Here is a 1491-nt window from a genome sequence, read left to right as displayed (position 1 = left end):
GGTATTGGCAGCGGAATTTGCGGTCGCCGGTGCGGTTCGCGGAGACGGTTGAGGGGTTGTTGGATGCGGGGTTCCGGCGGTTTGTGGAGGTGAGTGCGCATCCGGTGTTGACGTCGGCGATTGAGGACATCGTCGAGCAGCATCCCGGGCGTCCTGAGGCGACGGTGACGGGCTCGTTGCAGCGTGATCAGGGTGATCTGCGTCAGATGCTGACCTCCGCTGCGCAGCTGTGGGCGCACGGCACCGACGTCACCTGGCCCACCCCCGCCCCTGCCACGCCGGGCACGCCGGGCACGTCACTCACCGAGCATGTGGAACTGCCCACCTACCCCTTCCAACGCCAGTCCTACTGGCTCGATGCCGCCGACGAACCCCTCAACCTCGCCAGCACGGGACTCACACCGCAGGAGCACCCCTTCCTCGGTGCCGCTCTCGACCTGCCTGAGGGCGGGCACCTGTACACCGGCAGCATCTCCCTCGATGCTCACCCCTGGCTCGCAGACCACAGCGTCGCCGACGTACCGCTGCTTCCCGGAGCGGCGTTCGCGCAACTGGCGCTGCACATCGGCCATGAGCTCGATTGTCCACGAGTCGACGAGCTCACCCTCCAAGCGCCGCTCCTGCTGCCCGAGGCCGACGCGGTGCAGGTCCACATCACAGCTGAGGCACCGGAGGAAGGCGGCAGCCGGGTCGTCACCTTCCAGTCGCGGATCACCTCGGCGGAGGCGGGCGAATCGGTCTGGGTGCGCCATGCCACGGCGACACTGAGCCCGGACCAGGCGTCGCCGCCGGAGGACGACGCCTCCTGGCTGCCCGTCGACGCCACTCCGATCGACACGGATCCCTTCTACAAGACCGTCGCTTCCAACGGCATCGTCTACGGGCCGGAGTTCCAGGGGCTCCAGTCCGCTTGGCGACACGAGGACGACGTTTACGCGGAAGTGCGCCTCGCCGAAGATCGCGACGCCGTCTTCGGCCTGCACCCCGCGCTGCTGGACGCAGCGCTGCACACGATCTTCCTGACTGAATCCCACCCCCTCGGTGTGCCGGACGACGGTCCTGCCGGAGAAGGCGGCGCTCGTCAGGTACCACTCCCGTTCTCATGGGGAGGAGTGTCCTGGTACGGAGAGTGCAGTGGTGTTCTCCGTGTACGACTGAGCGTGACCGGACCGAGCAGCTACTCGGTGGCCATCAGCGACGAGAATGGCAGGGCCATCGCCACGGTGGAATCCCTCTCGGTGCGGCCGATCGCCCTTGACCAGATCGAACAGGCATCGCTCCGCGCCGAAGTCCCCTTCCAGGTGGAATGGGTACCGGCACCGGCCCGGAACCACAGCGACAGGCCGTCGTCTTCCGATTCCCTCGCCTCCTGGGCGGTGTTGGGGGGTGGTGTCGGTGAGTGGTGGGAGCCGGTGGAGGGTGCGGGGCCGGATGTCGCTGTCTATCCGGACCTGGCGAGTGTGTTGCGTCAGGTGTCGGACGGTTCGGTCG

General features: G+C 67.5%; 1 protein-coding gene. It reads left to right on the top strand.

From position 1 onward, the window contains the following. Positions 1-29: 29 nt before the first annotated feature. On the top strand, positions 30-1491 hold a 1462-nt coding region (locus tag DQ392_RS16150; protein WP_245981538.1), incomplete at its 3' end, for a polyketide synthase dehydratase domain-containing protein.

This window comes from Streptomyces reniochalinae (assembly GCF_003323735.1).
GTDB lineage: Bacteria > Actinomycetota > Actinomycetes > Streptomycetales > Streptomycetaceae > Streptomyces > Streptomyces reniochalinae.
This window is presented reverse-complemented; position numbering and strand designations above follow the sequence as displayed.